Below are 16,274 nucleotides of genomic sequence, written 5' to 3'. Positions count from 1 at the left end.
GCCCGCAAGCGGAATCCTAATTAACGCTCCTATACCTTTTTATGCTAAGTGCTAGTTTCAAGAAGTCTTCCTTGAAAGCATTGAAAGTTATTTCTTTGTCTTTCGGAGGAGTATTAGTATTGCTATTTATCCTGCCTTTGCTTTTTCCAAAGGCTGTTTCAAACAAAATTAAGGCCTGGGCCAATAATAGTATCACCAGTGAACTGAATTTTTCGAAGGCAAGACTATCCTTTTTTAACCATTTTCCTTCTTTAACACTCACCCTCTATGATTTTAGTCTGAAGGGGTCTGCACCTTTTGAGCAGGATACACTGGTGGTGGCATCAGAGGTTTCACTGGGTGTAGACTTATCTACCGTTTTTTCTAAAACCATAAAAATCAATGAAATCTACCTGACTAAAGGCAATGTACATGTGCAGGTAGATACTGATGGCCGGCCTAATTACAACATCTATCAGCCAGCAGCGCCCACGAAGGCTTCCAAAGTAGATACCAGTGGGGCGGCCCTGAATATAGATCGTATACAACTGGAACATTGCCGTATCATTTATAATGACCGTTCACTGGCATTGAATATCAAGGCCAATGATGTGAATTATACAGGAAAGGGCAGTTTGAAATCCAACAAGTTCGACCTTTATTCCAGGGTTGTCATCAATTCATTTGACCTCTCTTATGGAGGTGTGCCTTATATCCAATCCAAGAAACTGAAGGGAAACCTGATCACAAGGATCAATACGAAGTCGCTCGACCTGGTGTTTGAAAAGAATGATCTGAAGATTAACCAGTTGCCTGTACAGTTCAAAGGGGAATTCAGTTTCCTGCGCAATGGCTATAACATGGATTTTCAGCTGGGCTCAGGGGCTTCAACACTGGAAGCGCTGTTTAGTGCCCTGCCTGCCAAGTACCTGAGCTGGATGGAGCATACTGATATAGAAGGTGATGCGGAACTCTCTGCTTCACTGAAGGGAAAGTACATGGCGAATGCGAACAGGATGCCTGATTTTACATTTAAGATCAAGGTAAGAGATGGCGAGATTTCAAGTGCAGGTTCATCCAGCAAGATTGAAAAATTAAGGCTGGACTTCATTACACACATACCGCAGATGAATCCGGACCGTTTGAATATCAGCCTGGATTCGCTGTCATTTCAATTGGATAAAGGTCACCTGAATGCAGATATTGATATAACGGGTCTGACGAAACCTTTGATAAAGGCCCGGATGGATGCGGATATCGATATGGAGAAATGGACGAAAGCGATAGGCTATGATAAATTTCTGCTTACAGGACGCCTGCAGGCCAGGCTGAAGGCCGATGGCCGTTATGTGAAGAATGTGAGTGTGCCGACCTTTGATTTCAAGTCAACCTTCAGCGATGGTTCACTGCATTTTGAAGATGTAAAGGAGCCGGTTAAGAACATTGGATTTGTAGTGGAGGCTTACAGCAGGGATAATAGTTATACCAATGTACACCTGGATGTGAGCCAGATCAATGCCGAGGCACTGAGCAACTATATCAAAGGAAATATACAGGTCAACAATGCGCTGGCACCGGATATAGATGCAAACCTGGTGGGCTTACTGCATATGGAGGAGTTAAAACAATTCTATCCGGTCGATGGCATAGATCTGAATGGAGATGTGAAAATAAATGTGCTTAGTAAAGGTCCATGGGTACCTGCACAGAAATTGTTCCCTGTCACCACGGCATCCCTGAAAATGAGTAATGGTGTGGTGAAGACGAAGTATTATCCACACCCGATCGAGAAGATCAATGTGGATGCGGTGCTGGTAGATACAACGGGCAATTTCAATGCTTTGCGATTTGATATAAAACCGGTGGCATTTGAGTTCGAGGGGCAGACATTCAACCTGAAAGCATCGGTAGACAATTTCAATGATCCGCATTATGATATAACAGCGAATGGTGCCATAGACCTGGGAAAGATTTATAAGGTACTGGGTAAGGATGGTTATGATGTAAATGGGATGATCAGGGCTGACCTGTCACTGCATGGTACGCAGAGTGATGCGATGTCTGGCCAGTATGCGAAACTGAATAATAGGGGATCGCTGACGGTGAAAGATGTAACGGTGAAAGCGAACATCTTCCCACTGCCTTTTCATATAAATGATGGGGTCTTCCGTTTTGCAGATGATAAGATGTGGTTTGATAAGTTCGATGTTCACTATGGTAAATCAGACCTGCATATAGATGGCTACCTCAATAACCTGATCGGGTATATGATGCAGCCGGATCAGCATTTACAGGGAGCGCTGGACCTGAAGAGTCATTATATCCAGGTGGATGAACTGGCAGCTTATACGGGCAACAGTGATCCGGCGGATGCGGCAGCGGGTGTACCGGGTGTGGTGATCATTCCTGCGAATGTAAGGTTGACGATCAATGCAGCGGCTGATAGGGTGAATTATAGTAGTATAGACCTGCATCGTTTTCATGGCAACCTGTCAATAGAGAATGGGAGTCTTTCCATGAGCAATACCGGGTTCAATATAATCGATGCGCCGGTAGTGATGGATGCACAGTATACGAGTCTGAGTGCAAAACGGGCGCAATTTGATTTCAGGATCAGTGCAAAGGAGTTTGATATCAAACGTGCTTATAGGGAAATAAAGCTCTTCCATGATATGGCGACTTCAGCTTCGTCGGCCAGCGGTATAGTTGGCCTGGAGTATCATGTGAATGGCAGGCTGGATGAGAATATGAAGGTGTCTTATCCATCGCTGACAGGGGAGGGGGTATTGACCTTGAAGAAAATTAAGCTGAAAGGATTTAAGTTATTGAATACGGTGGCGAACAAGACGGGTAAGGAGGATATAAAGGATCCGGGATTGTCAGAAGTGAATATCCGTAGTTCAATTGCGAATAATATCATAACCATAGAGAGGACGAAGTTGCGGATAGCGGGTATGCGTCCCCGCTTTGAAGGCCAGGTGAGTTTTGACGGGCGATTGAACCTGAGGGGGCGTGTAGGTTTGCCGCCTTTGGGAATTTGGGGGATACCGTTTAATGTGACGGGGACCCAGCATAACCCGGTAGTGAAGTTGGGGAAGAATAAGGATATGGATTTGCAGGAAGGGAAGGAACAGTAAAATAATTACTTTTTCGACATTTGTTGTCTAAATGTCGAAAAAGTATTAGCTTTGTAGGGTATGCCAGAGGATATAATACAACAACAGATTCTGCGGGCCGCCCGGCAGCTATTTCAAAAGCATGGTTATCAGAAGGTAACCATGGATGATGTAGCGAAGGCGATTGGCAAGGGAAGAAGTTCCTTGTATTATTATTATAAGAATAAGGATGAGGTTTTTGATGCGGTGATGATTGCGGAGGTGGATGAGATCATTGAGGAGATTACGAAGGTGGTAGATAGGGAGCAGACGCTGGAGGGGAAGTTGCGTGCTTATGGTATTACGAAGACGAAGATTGGCCGCAAGCGGAAGAGCTTTTTTGACATCTTTGAGACGGCTATGAACCCGGAGGAGTTGTCGCAGTATACACAGCGGAAAAAGGTGATCCAGAAGAAGATCCGGAAGGATGAGCTGGTATTGCTGAGCCGTGTACTGGCGGATTGTAAGGTGGAAGACAAGGAGGCGATTATATTTGTATTTACAAGTAGTCTGCGTGGTTTCAAGCGGGAATGGGATCTTGAAAATAGTTATGCGCGTATGGAGCCAGCTATCGATGCACTGGTACGTATGACAATGCTGGCTTTAAAAAGCTAGCTTTTTTTTTCTCTTATATTCGACATTTTACCGGATTGTGTCGAAAGGTCAATAATAAAATGATATGATTCAGGCAGGAAAAGGAAACGCTTTCAGGGCATTTAGGAACAGGAATTATGCTTTGTTTTTTTGTGGGCAGTCTATTTCACAGATTGGTACCTGGATGCAGCGAACGGCGGTGAGCTGGGTGGTGTATTCGGTTACGCATTCTGCATACATGTTGGGACTGGCGGTTTTTATGCAGCAGTTTCCGTCATTTTTGTTTTCGTTGCCAGGGGGGATTGTGTCTGACAGGTATAGTCGCCGGAAGATCCTGATTATTACGCAGGCGGCTTCACTGATACAATCATTGATGCTGGCGATCCTTACATTCAGCGGGCATTACGAGGTATGGCAGATCCTGGCATTGAGTGTGGTACTTGGCATTGTGAATGCATTTGATACGCCGGCGAGGCAACCGATGGTGCATGAGCTGGTAAATAATAAGGAGGATATCACGAATGCGCTGGCATTGAATTCGGCGATGGTGAATATAGCGCGGTTGATAGGACCGGCAGTGTCGGGGATCGTGTTGCAGGCTTATGGTGCGTATACCTGTTTTGCATTGAATGCATTGAGTTTCCTGGCGGTGATCGGTTCATTGTTGCTAATGCAGCTGCCGGCGTTTGTGGCACCTGTGGAGAAGAAGGATGCGCTGACGGAGTTGTCAGAAGGATTTGTGTACCTGCGGCAGACACCGAAGATCGGGATCATTATTCTGCTGGTTATGTGTATGGGATTGCTGGTATTACCTTATGATACATTGATGCCGGTGTTTGCGAAAGTGATCTTCCAGGGGAATGCAAGGACATTTGGATATATCGCGGCTGCGGTAGGGGCAGGATCCATAGTAGGGAGTTTGTTCCTGGCATCTTTGAAAAAAAGTGCTCATCTGACAGGTATTTTGATTGGCAGTACTGTCGTACTGGGGCTAGGGTTGATAGGTTTTTCACGCTGTACTTCATTTTATATGGGGATACCTTTTGCGGTGGTGATAGGATTGGCTTCACTGTTGCCGATGACGGCGAGTATTACGATTATACAGGTAGAGGCTGCCGCGCAGATGCGGGGAAGAGTCATGAGTTATGTCGCGATGGCATACTTTGGTATGCTGCCATTAGGAAGTTTATTAGCAGGCACTGCCTCACAGAGGATCTCAGCACCGCTGACGATGTTGGTGCAGGGAGGTATTGCCCTTGTCATAGCATTTATATTTTCCAACTATCTCAAAACAACAAAATGAGTAACAGTGCTTTATTAGTAATGGACATGCAGGCTGCGATGCTGAGCACATTGAGTGCGGGTCCGGCAGTGACTGCCAGCGTGGGTAGGGCGATTGCCAGCGCGCGTAGTAAGGGTATTCCGGTGATTTATGTAGTGGTAGGTTTCAGGCCTGGCGCTCCTGAGATCAGTGCGAATAACAAGGGATTTACCCAGGCGAAGCAGATGGTAACACATGTGCCGCCGGCAGAATTTATGAAGATCCATCCGGATCTGGCACCGCAGGAAAATGAGGCGGTGGTGGTGAAACGCCGTGTGAGTGCCTTTTGCGGGAGTGACCTGGAAGTGTTGCTAAGGGCTATGAAGATTGAGGAAATGGTGCTTTCGGGGATTGCAACGAGTGGGGTGGTATTGTCAACGCTAAGAGAGGCGGCGGACCGGGATTTTAGGATGACGGTATTGTCCGATGCATGTGCGGATAGGGAGGAGGATGTGCATACGTTTTTGATGGAGAAGATTTTTATTAAGCAGGGGGAGGTGATGACAGTGGAAGAGTGGAGTAAATAGTTTTATTAAAAGGGCTGTATCAAAAGTAACTTTGCCGGGATTTATTCCGGGTACCAGATGGAGCGGATTTTTGTTTATGTAATTTTCAATGCCATCAGTTTACTTTTGATACAAGCTCTTTTAAGTATATTTACAATATGCAGGTGCTGCCATCTATATCGCTCCGTCCATTCATCCGGCATTATCTTTTTATAGAGAATCCTGTGCGCACGCCTATTCGTTTCTTTTCTGACGCTAATCCCGGGATTGTATTTTGTGAGGGTGAAATGATCCTGGATGGGGAGTATTTGCCGCCTGCATTTGCATATGGACAGATCACGCATTATAAAGATTTGTATTACTCGGGATCTTTGTTGATCGTGGTGTTCAGGCCTTATGGATTGCATGCGTTGACGGGCATTCCGGCTACAGAACTGAAGGATCAGTTTATAGATCTGTCACTTATTTTTAAGCAGCCCCCTGCAAGGGATACGGTGGATGCATTCTTTTGTTCCCTGCAGCAGCATACCTGCTCGCTTACAAAGGCGACGATTGATTATATTGATAGGGAGAAGGGAATGTTGACGCTGGCGCAGTTACAGGATTTTTCCGGGTACCAGGAGCGGCAGCTGGAGAGGAGGTTCAAGGCAAGTGTGGGGATTGGTCCGGCAAAGTATTGTAATATTGTAAGGACACACCGGTTTTTGAAATCATTGCAGAAGGACCGGAAGATTACCCCGCTGGTTTTTGAAAATGGGTATTGTGACCAGTCGCATGCTATTAAGGATTTTAAGAAGCTGACCGGGCTGACACCGAGGAATTATTTGCATGAGAATTATCCATTGGCCAGTAATTTTTTAAGTCGGAATTGTACAATTTAAGTTTTGTCAGCCACGCTACCTTCGTGGCATGAAAGTCACCACTGTACAATTCGAACATCGCAGCGGAGATAAGGCCTACAATCTCTCCGTGATAGAACAATACGCTGCTACAGCCAAGTCTGATCTTATAGTATTTCATGAATGCTCCATCACCGGCTACACCTTTGCGCGCAATCTAACCCTGGAGCAGTTATGGGAGCTGGCGGAGCCGATCCCTTCCGGTTCTTCTATTCAGGCATTGACTGAGATTGCTGCTACCTATAATATTGCTATTGCAGCAGGTTTATTTGAAAAGGACGGGGATCACATTTATAAGGCTTACGTGTGTGTAGATAAAACGGGATTGCTGGCCAGGTTCAGGAAACTGCATCCGTTTATCAATCCGCACCTGAGCCCGGGGAGTGAGTATTGCGTATTTGAGCTGCATGGCTGGAAGATAGGGATGCTGATTTGCTACGACAATAATATCATAGAGAATGTGAGGGCCACCCGCTTATTAGGGGCGGAAATTATCCTGATGCCGCATGTGACGATGTGTACACCTTCTACAAGACCGGGAGCGGGCTTTGTAGACCCTTTATTGTGGCAAAACAGGGTAAGCGACCCTACGAGTCTCCGGATAGAATTTGATGGCTTAAAAGGGCGGCAATGGCTCATGAAATGGTTGCCTGCCAGGGCGTATGATAATGCGGTGTATTGCATATTTGCCAATGCGATCGGGATGGATGATGATCAGCTGAAAAACGGGTGTGCGATGATTCTTGATCCATTTGGGGATGTGATTGCCGAATGCCGGGCACTGGATAATGATATGGCGACGGCATTGTTGACAAAGGAGAAGTTGACCCAGGCGGGAGGGTATCGGTATTTGCAGGCGAGGAGGCCGGATTTGTATAGGGATATTATTGGGGGAGAGCATACGCCGTTGCAGAAGGTGGTGTGGTTGTCGCCGGAAAAATAATTATCTTTCATTTATGGATAACGAGTTACTTGCAAACCGCATTCGCGAACGGCTGGAAGATCTTCCTAATTTAAAGGAACTCCGCATGATGGGAGGTCTTACATTTATGTACAATGACAAGATCCTGGTAGGCGTATACAAGGGAGATATGATGGTGCGGATAGACCCGGCTAAGCAGGATGAGGTGCTGGAAAGAAATGGCTGCCGGCAGATGGAGTTTAATCGCCCGATGAAGGGCTATGTGCTGGTAGATGAAACCGGGATGCGTACCAAGGGGGATTTTGATTATTGGATTGAGCTGGCGTTGGCATATAACCCGATGGCAAAGTCGGCAAAGAAAAAGAAAAAATAAGCGCTTGTATCAAAAGTAATATTGCCGGGATTTAATCCGGGTACCTGGTGAAGAGATTTTTTTTTGATGTAATTCTCAACACCTTCAAGTTACTTTTGATACAAGCTCTCCAATTTTATTTTTCGTAGTACTCAAATGCATCAATGATATCCAGGTATACACCATCGAATCCAGCATTTAGGATCTTCTTTGTATAAGAGCTATCATTACCATAAATAATCTTCTGCCAGTCACTATACCAATACTTCACTTTAAAATTCCCTTTCCAGTCTGGATTTTCCGCATCTAACCAGGCCGGTTTAGTGGTGGCCCAACTTGTCTGCCAGTAATACCTGTAATCTTCTGCTTCTCCAATGGACATATAGGAAATCACAAGCCTTGTACCACCATTTGCCTTCTTTTTCAGTTCTGCCAGTTCAGCAGCAGTAAATGCGCTGTTATTAAAATACAGGTCAGTGATCAGCAGGTCATAGTTTGTTGCTTTCACTGCATTGATGAATGCTGTTTTAGAATTAAACCCACTGGCCGGATCAATCAGGTAAAGGAAGTTTTTCACCTGGCCAATGCTGGTCACAGCACTTGTATTTTCAGCATAAATCGGGGATGGGAATGCCGGAATATCGTTCAGTCCACGAGAATCAGCGGCAAAGGAAATATAGCCCTGTGCATTGTTCTTGTTATAAGAATCCGTCATTTTGGAATGTGTGGAGCAATAGTCGGTGACGAGGATGGTATTGCCTGCATTTTTAGAAATCTTCAGCAGGGGATTCAGGTAATTGATGGTGCTGGTGGGCGTAGCCACATCATCATCATCATACCCGTAATACAGGTCTTCCTGGCCATTGGCATCGATGGCATTCAGGTAAGCAGTATCCGGTGTACCTGTGCTTTCTCCATTTTTAGTCACCAGCTCAATCCCATTTTGTGGAACTACAATAAACCCGTTATGAGCGGCTTTCGCATACTTGCTGATGCCGATCACGAAGTCACGCATGGATTGCTTGTAATCGCTGGTAGTGGTAATGGTGTCGGCAGGAGCACTATCATTGTTGGATCCTGAAGAGGTATCAGTATCATTGTTTTTGCTACAGGCGCTGAGGACGAATAGCGCGAATGGAATTAAGAGTATAGGTCTCATAAAAATACGGTTACGGTTATCGGGTAAAATTAGATTAATTTTTTATTCCCGATGAAGGCCTGGGAGTTTTAACAAAACCTTATGGGCAGTTTGATGATGATTCTCAACGGGTTTCTTGTTAAGAAATAGTGAATTCACGGGGAGATGATTGCGTAGATCTGCCCGGGCTTGCAAAATTCAAATCTTGGGTGTGAATGGGAGGAGGTTATTTCAAATCTAAGGTGTGAAAGGGAGGAAGTTATTTCAAATCTTGAGGGTGAATGGGAAGAAGTTGTTTCAAATCTTAAGTGTGAATGGAAGGAAGTTATTTCAAATCTTATGGGTAAATGGGAAGAGGTTATTTCACATCTTAAGGGTGAATGGGAAGAAGTTATTTCAGATCTTAGGTGTGAATGGAAAGTAGTTATTCCCTGAAAGCAACAGGGGAGAGACTGGTTTGTTTTCTAAAGAAATTAGAAAAATGCGCTACCTCTTCAAACCCCAGGCAATAACCGATTTCAGATATCGTCCAGTTAGTTTGTTTAAGCAGGATCTTCGCCTCCTGTGTGATGCGGCTGCTGATCAGGTCCGTAGTGGTTTTCCCTGTCTGCTCTTTCAGCACTTTGTTCAGGTGATTCACATGAATTGCCAATCGGTCAGCATAATCCTTTGCCGTGCGGAGTTGTAATTGCTGTCTGGTAGACTCAATAGGAAACTGCCTTTCCATTAATTCCACGAAGAGAGAGGATACCCTGGAACCCGCATTATGTGTGGGGTATAGTGCTGTAGCAGGTTGCAGTTTCTGCCCGTAATGAATCAGTTCTATAATGTAATTGCGAATGAGGTCGTATTTATAGGCGTAATTAGACGACATCTCTTTAATCATCTTCTTAAAGATGGGTTGAATTTCTTCCCTTATTTCATCTGTGACTTCAAATACAGGGTAGCCACCTGATTTAAAGATAGGCAACTCTTCTAGCACCAGGCCTGTTTTGGAGGGAAGCATAAACTCTTCAGTAAAGATGCAGAAATTACCTGCCTGTGCAGGATCCTGTGGCACCCAGTTATATGGGATTCTTGGCGTAGAAAAGATCAGGGCACATTTATCGATATTAATCACCTTATCCGCATACTCTGCCCGGTTACGGCCTATAATGAGATTGATTTTATAGAAAGCCCTTCTATTGTAGGGCATGGTAGCAGTTTTTTTATGCATTTCTGCAATTTCAGCCACGTCAAACACATTGAAATGACCAATTTCCCTGCTGATAGTTGCTGGCAGGGGCATATTTTTAGCCTGGTAAAAATCCGCGACGGAGATAATCTTCATAGTTGTAAAATTCAAATATACGATAAATGTAGGCAAGACTTTTGTACCAGCTTTTTGTAAACGAATCTGATGATAGAAATTCTTCCATCCATGCCCAATAATATGGTGGGCTTCAGGGCCACCGGCGAAGTAACGCAGGACAATTTTCTGAATATTGTAGACCCTGTTGTGAGGGAGCTGGTAAATAGGACCGGGGAGCTGAACTACCTCATGATTATAGAAACGCCCTTGAAAAACTGGACCATGGGAGCATGGTTGCAGGATGCGCTTTTAGGTATTATGGAGATTTCGAAGTGGAACAGGGTAGCGATTGTATCTGGTTCTGAGTTCCTGAATAAATTTACTGATGTATTTAGCATTTTTGTGCCGGGTACATTCAGGGGCTTTCCGGCGGAACAGTTTTCGGAGGCAGTACAATGGGTGTCTACAGGGCAACAATAATATTTAAATCTAAACGGGGGCGCTATATTGGGTGGATATTCCTGAAAGCCCCCCAATTTTCCAGCTTATGTAAATATCCCTTTTATCCCAATGAGCACCTTATAACCTGCAAATCAAACATTACTCTAAATTATTTTTTAAATATATACGACAAATATTTATATATTTGCTCTTTAGGTAAGGAGGATGCCTGTAATCAGTACGAAAATTCTGGCTTACTCTAACCAAAAAACGCATTGTTCAGTAAAATTCGCATTGTTCGTGATGTCAACATCATCACCTGTATTTTCTTTGGGCCAAGGTGAGTCTTGACCGCTTCTATGGTACAACAATCACCTGAAATCTATGAAATCACTGGCTTCACGTCCGCGCACTTTTTCGCATACCTATGAAAGAAAATTTCATTAAAGTAGCGTTAAGCATTTGCATCTGCTTAATAGCGTTCCCGTTTCTGGCGAAGGGCCAGTTACCTTTTAGTCCATGTAGTCCCAGCGGTGGTAAAAGAGCCGACGTACTAGGTTTTGAAACAAAGTACCGGGCTCCCGGCGGCGCTGCCCCTACATTTACCATCCCCACAGGTACCAAGTCCATAGCGGTATATGTTTCCTCAGAAACAGGTATCACTACGGGTACTTCCGATTACGACCAGGGAGATGAGGACTTTATCACCATCAATGCCATCATTGATGTGGGCAACAAAACCTCTTCCGGTTATGTAAACTATGCGAAGAATACCAATACTGATGGTTCTGGTACGAACGTATATGGCTGGAAGAATGTGGCGCTTGGTGATACCATTCCACAGGCCAGTAAAATAGGGGATGCATTGCCTTACCTCAACAACGTGAAATTTTCTATTTCAGGCAGTACACTGACGATCCAGGAAAATGCAACCGCGACCCATTCTTCTTATTATGTAGAATACCTTTCTCCTTACAATAACTCTTTAAGCCCCCTCGATCCTCAGATCAGAGCTTTGTTGCACGGAACTACGACAACAAATACCGATCTGAGTATTCCTATTCCTGCAGGTGCTGAGATTGTGTTTATCTCCGGAAAAGGCACAAACTCCAGTTATACCGATCTGAACTCAGCATCCGGTACGGAAGAGGGGTATGCGAATATGCGCTTTGGGCTTGATCTGACTGCTGGTACCCTGAATGGTTTTGTGACCTTGGCGAATGGTGGTTCTGTGACCAGGAGATCGACGTATGTGATCAGTAACAAGGCCACGACAGCTACAAGTGATATGGTGTCTTCCGGTAAAATTTCAGGTGACTATACCGGCAAGCTCACAACTGATGGTGCAGTAGGTTTATACAATCCCAGGATCTATGTATCGAATGGCAACCTGATTATCAAGAGAGATGCAAACTATGCGAGAGATTTTGACGATGCGTATGTAGTGGAGTTTTATTCACGTGTGGGATTGGGAATGAGTACGGAGTTTATCGATTCAGATATCTCTGCGATTCTTGATGGTAGTTATACCTGGGGAGCGAAGCGCACCTTCACCATTCCTTCAGGTACGAACTTTATTTATTTCAATGAAACGGGTAATGCCGTAAATACCGACAGGGAAAGTAATGAGAACTCCCTGGCGGCATATGGATATATAGACCTGACGGCTAAAACGGTGACTGGTTATTTCTACCAGCAGGTAGGTTTGAGTGGTACTACCCGGAGGGATGACAACTATGCATTTAAGAATGTGCCACTGGATAGTACCAGTACGCGCACAGCTTCTGGTACTGTTGGTTTTAAGAACTCAGGTGCAGTTTATGATATCAGTTTCTTCCTGTCGTCCGATAAGAGTCAGCTGACAGTAATTAATAAAACAGGTCTGGCAAATCCAAGTTACCAGTTCCTCTTGTCCTGTGACTATTATGGTTCACGTCCGGATGTGGCGTTTAGTACAGCAGCGGGTATCACCTTTACGAAGGGTAGCTCCTGTAATATCGTGAAGGCAACCGTGAATGTATGTAACCCGGGTTCGGGCAACAGCAGTGGTGGTATGCCGGTATCTTTCTATTCCGGTGATCCGACTACCGATCCGGCTGCGATATTATTATATACAGGTACTTTCAACCAGGATATTCCCCAGGGAGAGTGCCGTTCGTTTGATTTTAACCTGGATCTGAGCAGCTTTAGTAATGTAAATATTCCGCTGTCCATGGTACTGAATGACAATGGTTCATTTGTATCTGGCGGGGTAGGGCATGCAGTGGGCACGCCTTTTACATTGGCTAGCCTGGCGAATCAGAACAGTAAATATAAAGAGTGTTATTACGACAATAACCTGATTTCTTCACAGATTGCGGTGAATAACTGCCCGGTGGTAAACCTGGACCTTGATAGCAGTTCAGGAGCGACGGCAAAGAACTTCATCAATTATTTCGCTGCGGGTAGTGCCACAGGGGCAAATATCGCAGATAATGATGTAACAGTTACTGATCCGGATGGTGATAATATTTCCAGTGCAAAGATTGTATTGACGAATGATAAGAACGGAAGTTCAGAGTACCTGATTGTGAATGGTACGATGCCTTCCGGTATTACTGTTTCAGGTGCAAATACGGATACGATCCGTTTGTCAGGGGTGGCATCTGCTGCGGCATATGCGGAGGCGCTGAAGTTGATCCAGTATATGAACACATTGGGTACGCCGAATACCACTACGCGTACTATCACAGTGGAAGTGAATGATGGGAAGGAAACGGGGCCGTCTTCTACAACCAGTATTTATATCCTGACGACACCTATGGTGAGTGTGAGTGGAAATGGGCAGACTATTGCGGATAATAGAACAACGACTTCCACTACGGATGGTACTAATTATGGTGTGCTGACTTCTACCGGTGGTGCATTGGGTCATTCATTTACGGTGCAGAACATTGGTACAGGTACGATTACGCTGACGAATACACCGATTGTAACAATTAGTGGAGATGCTGGTTTTACAGTGAGTTCGCAGCCTTCCGGTACGAGTCTTGGCAGCGGCAGCGGTTTAGGTTTCGTGGTGACTTTCAATCCGGCATCACATGCGATTGGTACTTATACGGCAGTAGTGACGATTAAGAATAATGATAGTAACACAGATCGTGCGACTTATTCATTTACGGTATCGGCGGTGGTGAATAATCTGCCGACAGTGTCAGATAATAGTGTGTCTGGTCCGGAGGATGCTGCTTTAGCATTTACGGCGGCTAATTTCACAAGTGTATATAATGATCCGGATGGAACGGCGTTGTCCAAGGTAAAGATTTTGAGTCTGCCATTGAATGGTAGTTTCAAATTGAACGGAACGAACATTACGGTGGGGCAGGAGATAGTGGCGGCAGATCTGAGTAAGATTGTGTTTACGCCTACGGCGAATTGGAATGGAACGACTTCTTTCCAGTGGAATGGCTCAGATGGAACGTCTTATGCTACGACAGCGGCGACGATGACGATTAATATTACGCCGGTGAATGATGCGCCTACGATGTCGCTGCCTACGGGACTGGCGGTAACGGAGGATACACCGGCATCACTGAAGGATGTGTCTTTTGCAGATGTGGATGCAGGTACGGGTACAGTATCGGCGACGTTTACAGTGCCGACGGGTTGGTTTAATACTGCAACGGTAGCTGGAGTGACGGTGACAGGGTCTGGTGGCAGTGTGACGCTTTCAGGTACTGTGTCTGCAATTAATAGTTATATCTCAGGTGGTAACCTGACGTATTCAGCGTCTCATACGCCTCCGGCTTCAGAGACGATTACGGTGACGGTTTCTGATAATGGAAATACGGGTGCGGGTGGTACGAAGACGGCTAGTGGTACGATATCGCTGGGTATTACGGCGGTGAATGATATACCATATGGTCCGGATACGCATGAGGAGATCAACCAGGATACGGAGCTGGATAGTAAAGTGACGGCGACGGACCTGGATGGGGAGGCGATTACGTTTACGAAAGCTACGAACCCGGCCCATGGTACGGTGACGGTGAATAGTGATGGTACATATAAATATATACCGGCTGCGGGCTATGTAGGTACGGATGTGTTTACGGTAACGGTGAGTGATGGGCATAGTTCATCAATCATTACCGTGAATATTACGGTGAAGAAGGTGAATCATTCGCCGGTAGCTACGGATGATGCGGTGACGGTGGTAGAGGATGTAGAGAAAGGTGGTAATGTGCTGACGAATGATACGGATGCGGATGGTGATGCGTTGACAGCATCTCTGATCACAGCACCTGTGCATGGTGCGGTGGTGTTGAATGCGGATGGTAGTTATACTTATACACCTGATAAGGATTTTAATGGGTTGGATAGTTTGAAGTACCAGGTATGTGATAATGGAGTTCCTTCGATGTGTGATACGGGTACGGTAATGTTTACGGTGACAGCTGTAAATGATGCACCGGTGGCGGTGAAAGATTCGGTGACAGTGGTGGAAGATACAGATGGAATAGGTAATGTGCTGACGAATGATACGGATGTAGAAGGAGATGCATTGACCGCTTCTTTAGTGACAGCGCCAGTGCATGGAACAGTAGTGTTGAATGCAGATGGTAGCTTTACTTATACACCTAACCAGGACTTCAATGGCCTGGATAGTTTGAAGTATAAGGTTTGTGATAATGGTACTCCAAGCATGTGTGATACTGGAACTGTAATCTTTACAGTAACAGCAGTAAATGATGCTCCTGTAGCAGTAAATGACGCAGTAACTGTTAATGAAGATACTGATGCTATTGGCAATGTATTAACTAATGATACAGATCCTGAAGGCGATGCATTGACCGCTTCATTGGTGACAGCGCCTGTGCATGGTACCGTAGTATTGAATGCGGATGGTAGCTTCACTTATACACCTAACCAGGACTTCAATGGCCTTGATAGTTTGAAGTATAAGGTATGTGATAATGGTACTCCAAGCATGTGTGATACTGGAACTGTAATCTTTACAGTAACAGCAGTAAATGATGCACCGGTAGCGGTAAACGATGCGGTGACTGTCAATGAGGATACTGATGCAATAGGCAATGTATTAACAAATGATACTGATCCTGAAGGAGATGCATTGACCGCTTCTTTAGTGACAGCGCCAGTGCATGGAACCGTAGTGTTGAATGCAGATGGTAGCTTTACTTATACACCTAACCAGGACTTCAATGGCCTGGATAGTTTGAAGTATAAGGTTTGTGATAATGGTACTCCAAGCATGTGTGATACTGGAACTGTAATCTTTACAGTAACAGCAGTAAATGATGCTCCTGTAGCAGTAAATGACGCAGTAACTGTTAATGAAGATACTGATGCTATTGGCAATGTATTAACTAATGATACAGATCCTGAAGGCGATGCATTGACCGCTTCATTGGTGACAGCGCCTGTGCATGGTACCGTAGTATTGAATGCGGATGGTAGCTTCACTTATACACCTAACCAGGACTTCAATGGCCTGGATAGTTTGAAGTATAAGGTATGTGATAATGGTACTCCAAGCATGTGTGATACAGGAACCGTAATCTTTACAGTAACAGCAGTAAATGATGCACCGGTAGCAGTAAACGATGCAGTGACTGTCAATGAGGATACCGACGCAATAGGCAATGTACTGACAAATGATACGGATCCTGAAGG

At 45.0% G+C, this 16,274-nt stretch carries 12 protein-coding genes; 10 read left to right on the top strand and 2 right to left on the bottom strand.

The window, feature by feature from the left end; all coding sequences use genetic code 11:
* The first annotated feature begins 41 nt into the window (after positions 1 to 41).
* The 7 genes from DXN04_RS21795 to DXN04_RS21765 all read left to right on the top strand — a co-directional run bounded on the left by DXN04_RS21795 (position 42) and on the right by DXN04_RS21765 (position 7,749).
* Complete coding sequence (locus tag DXN04_RS21795; protein ID WP_116855521.1) at positions 42 to 3,116, top strand: AsmA family protein; 3,075 nt, start codon at positions 42 to 44, stop codon at positions 3,114 to 3,116.
* A 60-nt stretch (positions 3,117 to 3,176) separates the two neighbouring features.
* Positions 3,177 to 3,749, top strand: a complete 573-nt coding sequence (locus tag DXN04_RS21790) for a TetR/AcrR family transcriptional regulator (protein ID WP_116855520.1) — start codon at positions 3,177 to 3,179, stop codon at positions 3,747 to 3,749.
* A gap of 64 nt (positions 3,750 to 3,813) precedes the next feature.
* Complete coding sequence (locus DXN04_RS21785) at positions 3,814 to 5,031, top strand: MFS transporter (RefSeq protein WP_116855519.1); 1,218 nt, start codon at positions 3,814 to 3,816, stop codon at positions 5,029 to 5,031.
* On the top strand, positions 5,028 to 5,576 hold the full coding sequence (locus tag DXN04_RS21780; RefSeq protein WP_116855518.1) for an isochorismatase family cysteine hydrolase: 549 nt from the start codon (positions 5,028 to 5,030) through the stop codon (positions 5,574 to 5,576). Before DXN04_RS21785 ends, DXN04_RS21780 begins: the two co-directional genes overlap by 4 nt.
* 137 nt (positions 5,577 to 5,713) lie before the next feature.
* A complete protein-coding gene (locus DXN04_RS21775) occupies positions 5,714 to 6,436 on the top strand; it encodes a DUF6597 domain-containing transcriptional factor (protein WP_116855517.1) in 723 nt (240 codons plus the stop codon).
* A 28-nt stretch (positions 6,437 to 6,464) separates the two neighbouring features.
* Positions 6,465 to 7,397 carry a nitrilase family protein gene (locus DXN04_RS21770; RefSeq protein WP_116855516.1) on the top strand — a complete coding sequence of 311 codons (933 nt, stop codon included), beginning with the start codon at positions 6,465 to 6,467 and terminating at the stop codon, positions 7,395 to 7,397.
* A 13-nt stretch (positions 7,398 to 7,410) separates the two neighbouring features.
* Positions 7,411 to 7,749: a TfoX/Sxy family protein gene (locus DXN04_RS21765; RefSeq protein ID WP_116855515.1), complete on the top strand. Its 339-nt coding sequence runs from the start codon at positions 7,411 to 7,413 to the stop codon at positions 7,747 to 7,749.
* A gap of 115 nt (positions 7,750 to 7,864) precedes the next feature.
* Here DXN04_RS21765 and DXN04_RS21760 read toward each other — a convergent pair whose 3' ends face one another.
* Entirely contained in the window at positions 7,865 to 8,887 is a 1,023-nt protein-coding gene (locus DXN04_RS21760) for an endo alpha-1,4 polygalactosaminidase (RefSeq protein ID WP_116855514.1), read from the bottom strand.
* 168 nt (positions 8,888 to 9,055) lie between these two features.
* On the opposite strand from DXN04_RS21760, the gene DXN04_RS21755 reads away from it, so the two are divergent.
* Positions 9,056 to 9,301 (top strand): hypothetical protein, encoded by a 246-nt coding sequence (locus DXN04_RS21755; RefSeq protein WP_116855513.1) that lies wholly within the window; start codon positions 9,056 to 9,058, stop codon positions 9,299 to 9,301.
* Here DXN04_RS21755 and DXN04_RS21750 read toward each other — a convergent pair.
* Complete coding sequence (locus tag DXN04_RS21750) at positions 9,291 to 10,196, bottom strand: helix-turn-helix domain-containing protein (protein WP_116855512.1); 906 nt, start codon at positions 10,194 to 10,196, stop codon at positions 9,291 to 9,293. The genes DXN04_RS21755 and DXN04_RS21750 overlap by 11 nt on opposite strands.
* Positions 10,197 to 10,265: 69 nt before the next feature.
* On the opposite strand from DXN04_RS21750, the gene DXN04_RS21745 reads away from it, so the two are divergent.
* Complete coding sequence (locus DXN04_RS21745) at positions 10,266 to 10,637, top strand: SpoIIAA family protein (protein ID WP_116855511.1); 372 nt, start codon at positions 10,266 to 10,268, stop codon at positions 10,635 to 10,637.
* A gap of 388 nt (positions 10,638 to 11,025) precedes the next feature.
* On the top strand, positions 11,026 to 16,274 hold a 5,249-nt coding region (locus tag DXN04_RS21740), incomplete at its 3' end, for a tandem-95 repeat protein (RefSeq protein ID WP_116855510.1).

Origin of the sequence: Chitinophaga silvisoli, from assembly GCF_003412465.1 — a bacterium.
Classification (GTDB): domain Bacteria; phylum Bacteroidota; class Bacteroidia; order Chitinophagales; family Chitinophagaceae; genus Chitinophaga; species Chitinophaga silvisoli.
This window is presented reverse-complemented; position numbering and strand designations above follow the sequence as displayed.

Coding starts and splice junctions, on each gene's coding strand:
- DXN04_RS21745 (WP_116855511.1), top strand. CDS start 10,266: ATGATAGAAATTCTTCCATCCATGCCCAATAATATGGTGGGCTTCAGG.
- DXN04_RS21775 (WP_116855517.1), top strand. CDS start 5,714: ATGCAGGTGCTGCCATCTATATCGCTCCGTCCATTCATCCGGCATTAT.
- DXN04_RS21795 (WP_116855521.1), top strand. CDS start 42: ATGCTAAGTGCTAGTTTCAAGAAGTCTTCCTTGAAAGCATTGAAAGTT.
- DXN04_RS21785 (WP_116855519.1), top strand. CDS start 3,814: ATGATTCAGGCAGGAAAAGGAAACGCTTTCAGGGCATTTAGGAACAGG.
- DXN04_RS21780 (WP_116855518.1), top strand. CDS start 5,028: ATGAGTAACAGTGCTTTATTAGTAATGGACATGCAGGCTGCGATGCTG.
- DXN04_RS21765 (WP_116855515.1), top strand. CDS start 7,411: ATGGATAACGAGTTACTTGCAAACCGCATTCGCGAACGGCTGGAAGAT.
- DXN04_RS21790 (WP_116855520.1), top strand. CDS start 3,177: ATGCCAGAGGATATAATACAACAACAGATTCTGCGGGCCGCCCGGCAG.
- DXN04_RS21750 (WP_116855512.1), bottom strand. CDS start 10,196: ATGAAGATTATCTCCGTCGCGGATTTTTACCAGGCTAAAAATATGCCC.
- DXN04_RS21770 (WP_116855516.1), top strand. CDS start 6,465: ATGAAAGTCACCACTGTACAATTCGAACATCGCAGCGGAGATAAGGCC.
- DXN04_RS21760 (WP_116855514.1), bottom strand. CDS start 8,887: ATGAGACCTATACTCTTAATTCCATTCGCGCTATTCGTCCTCAGCGCC.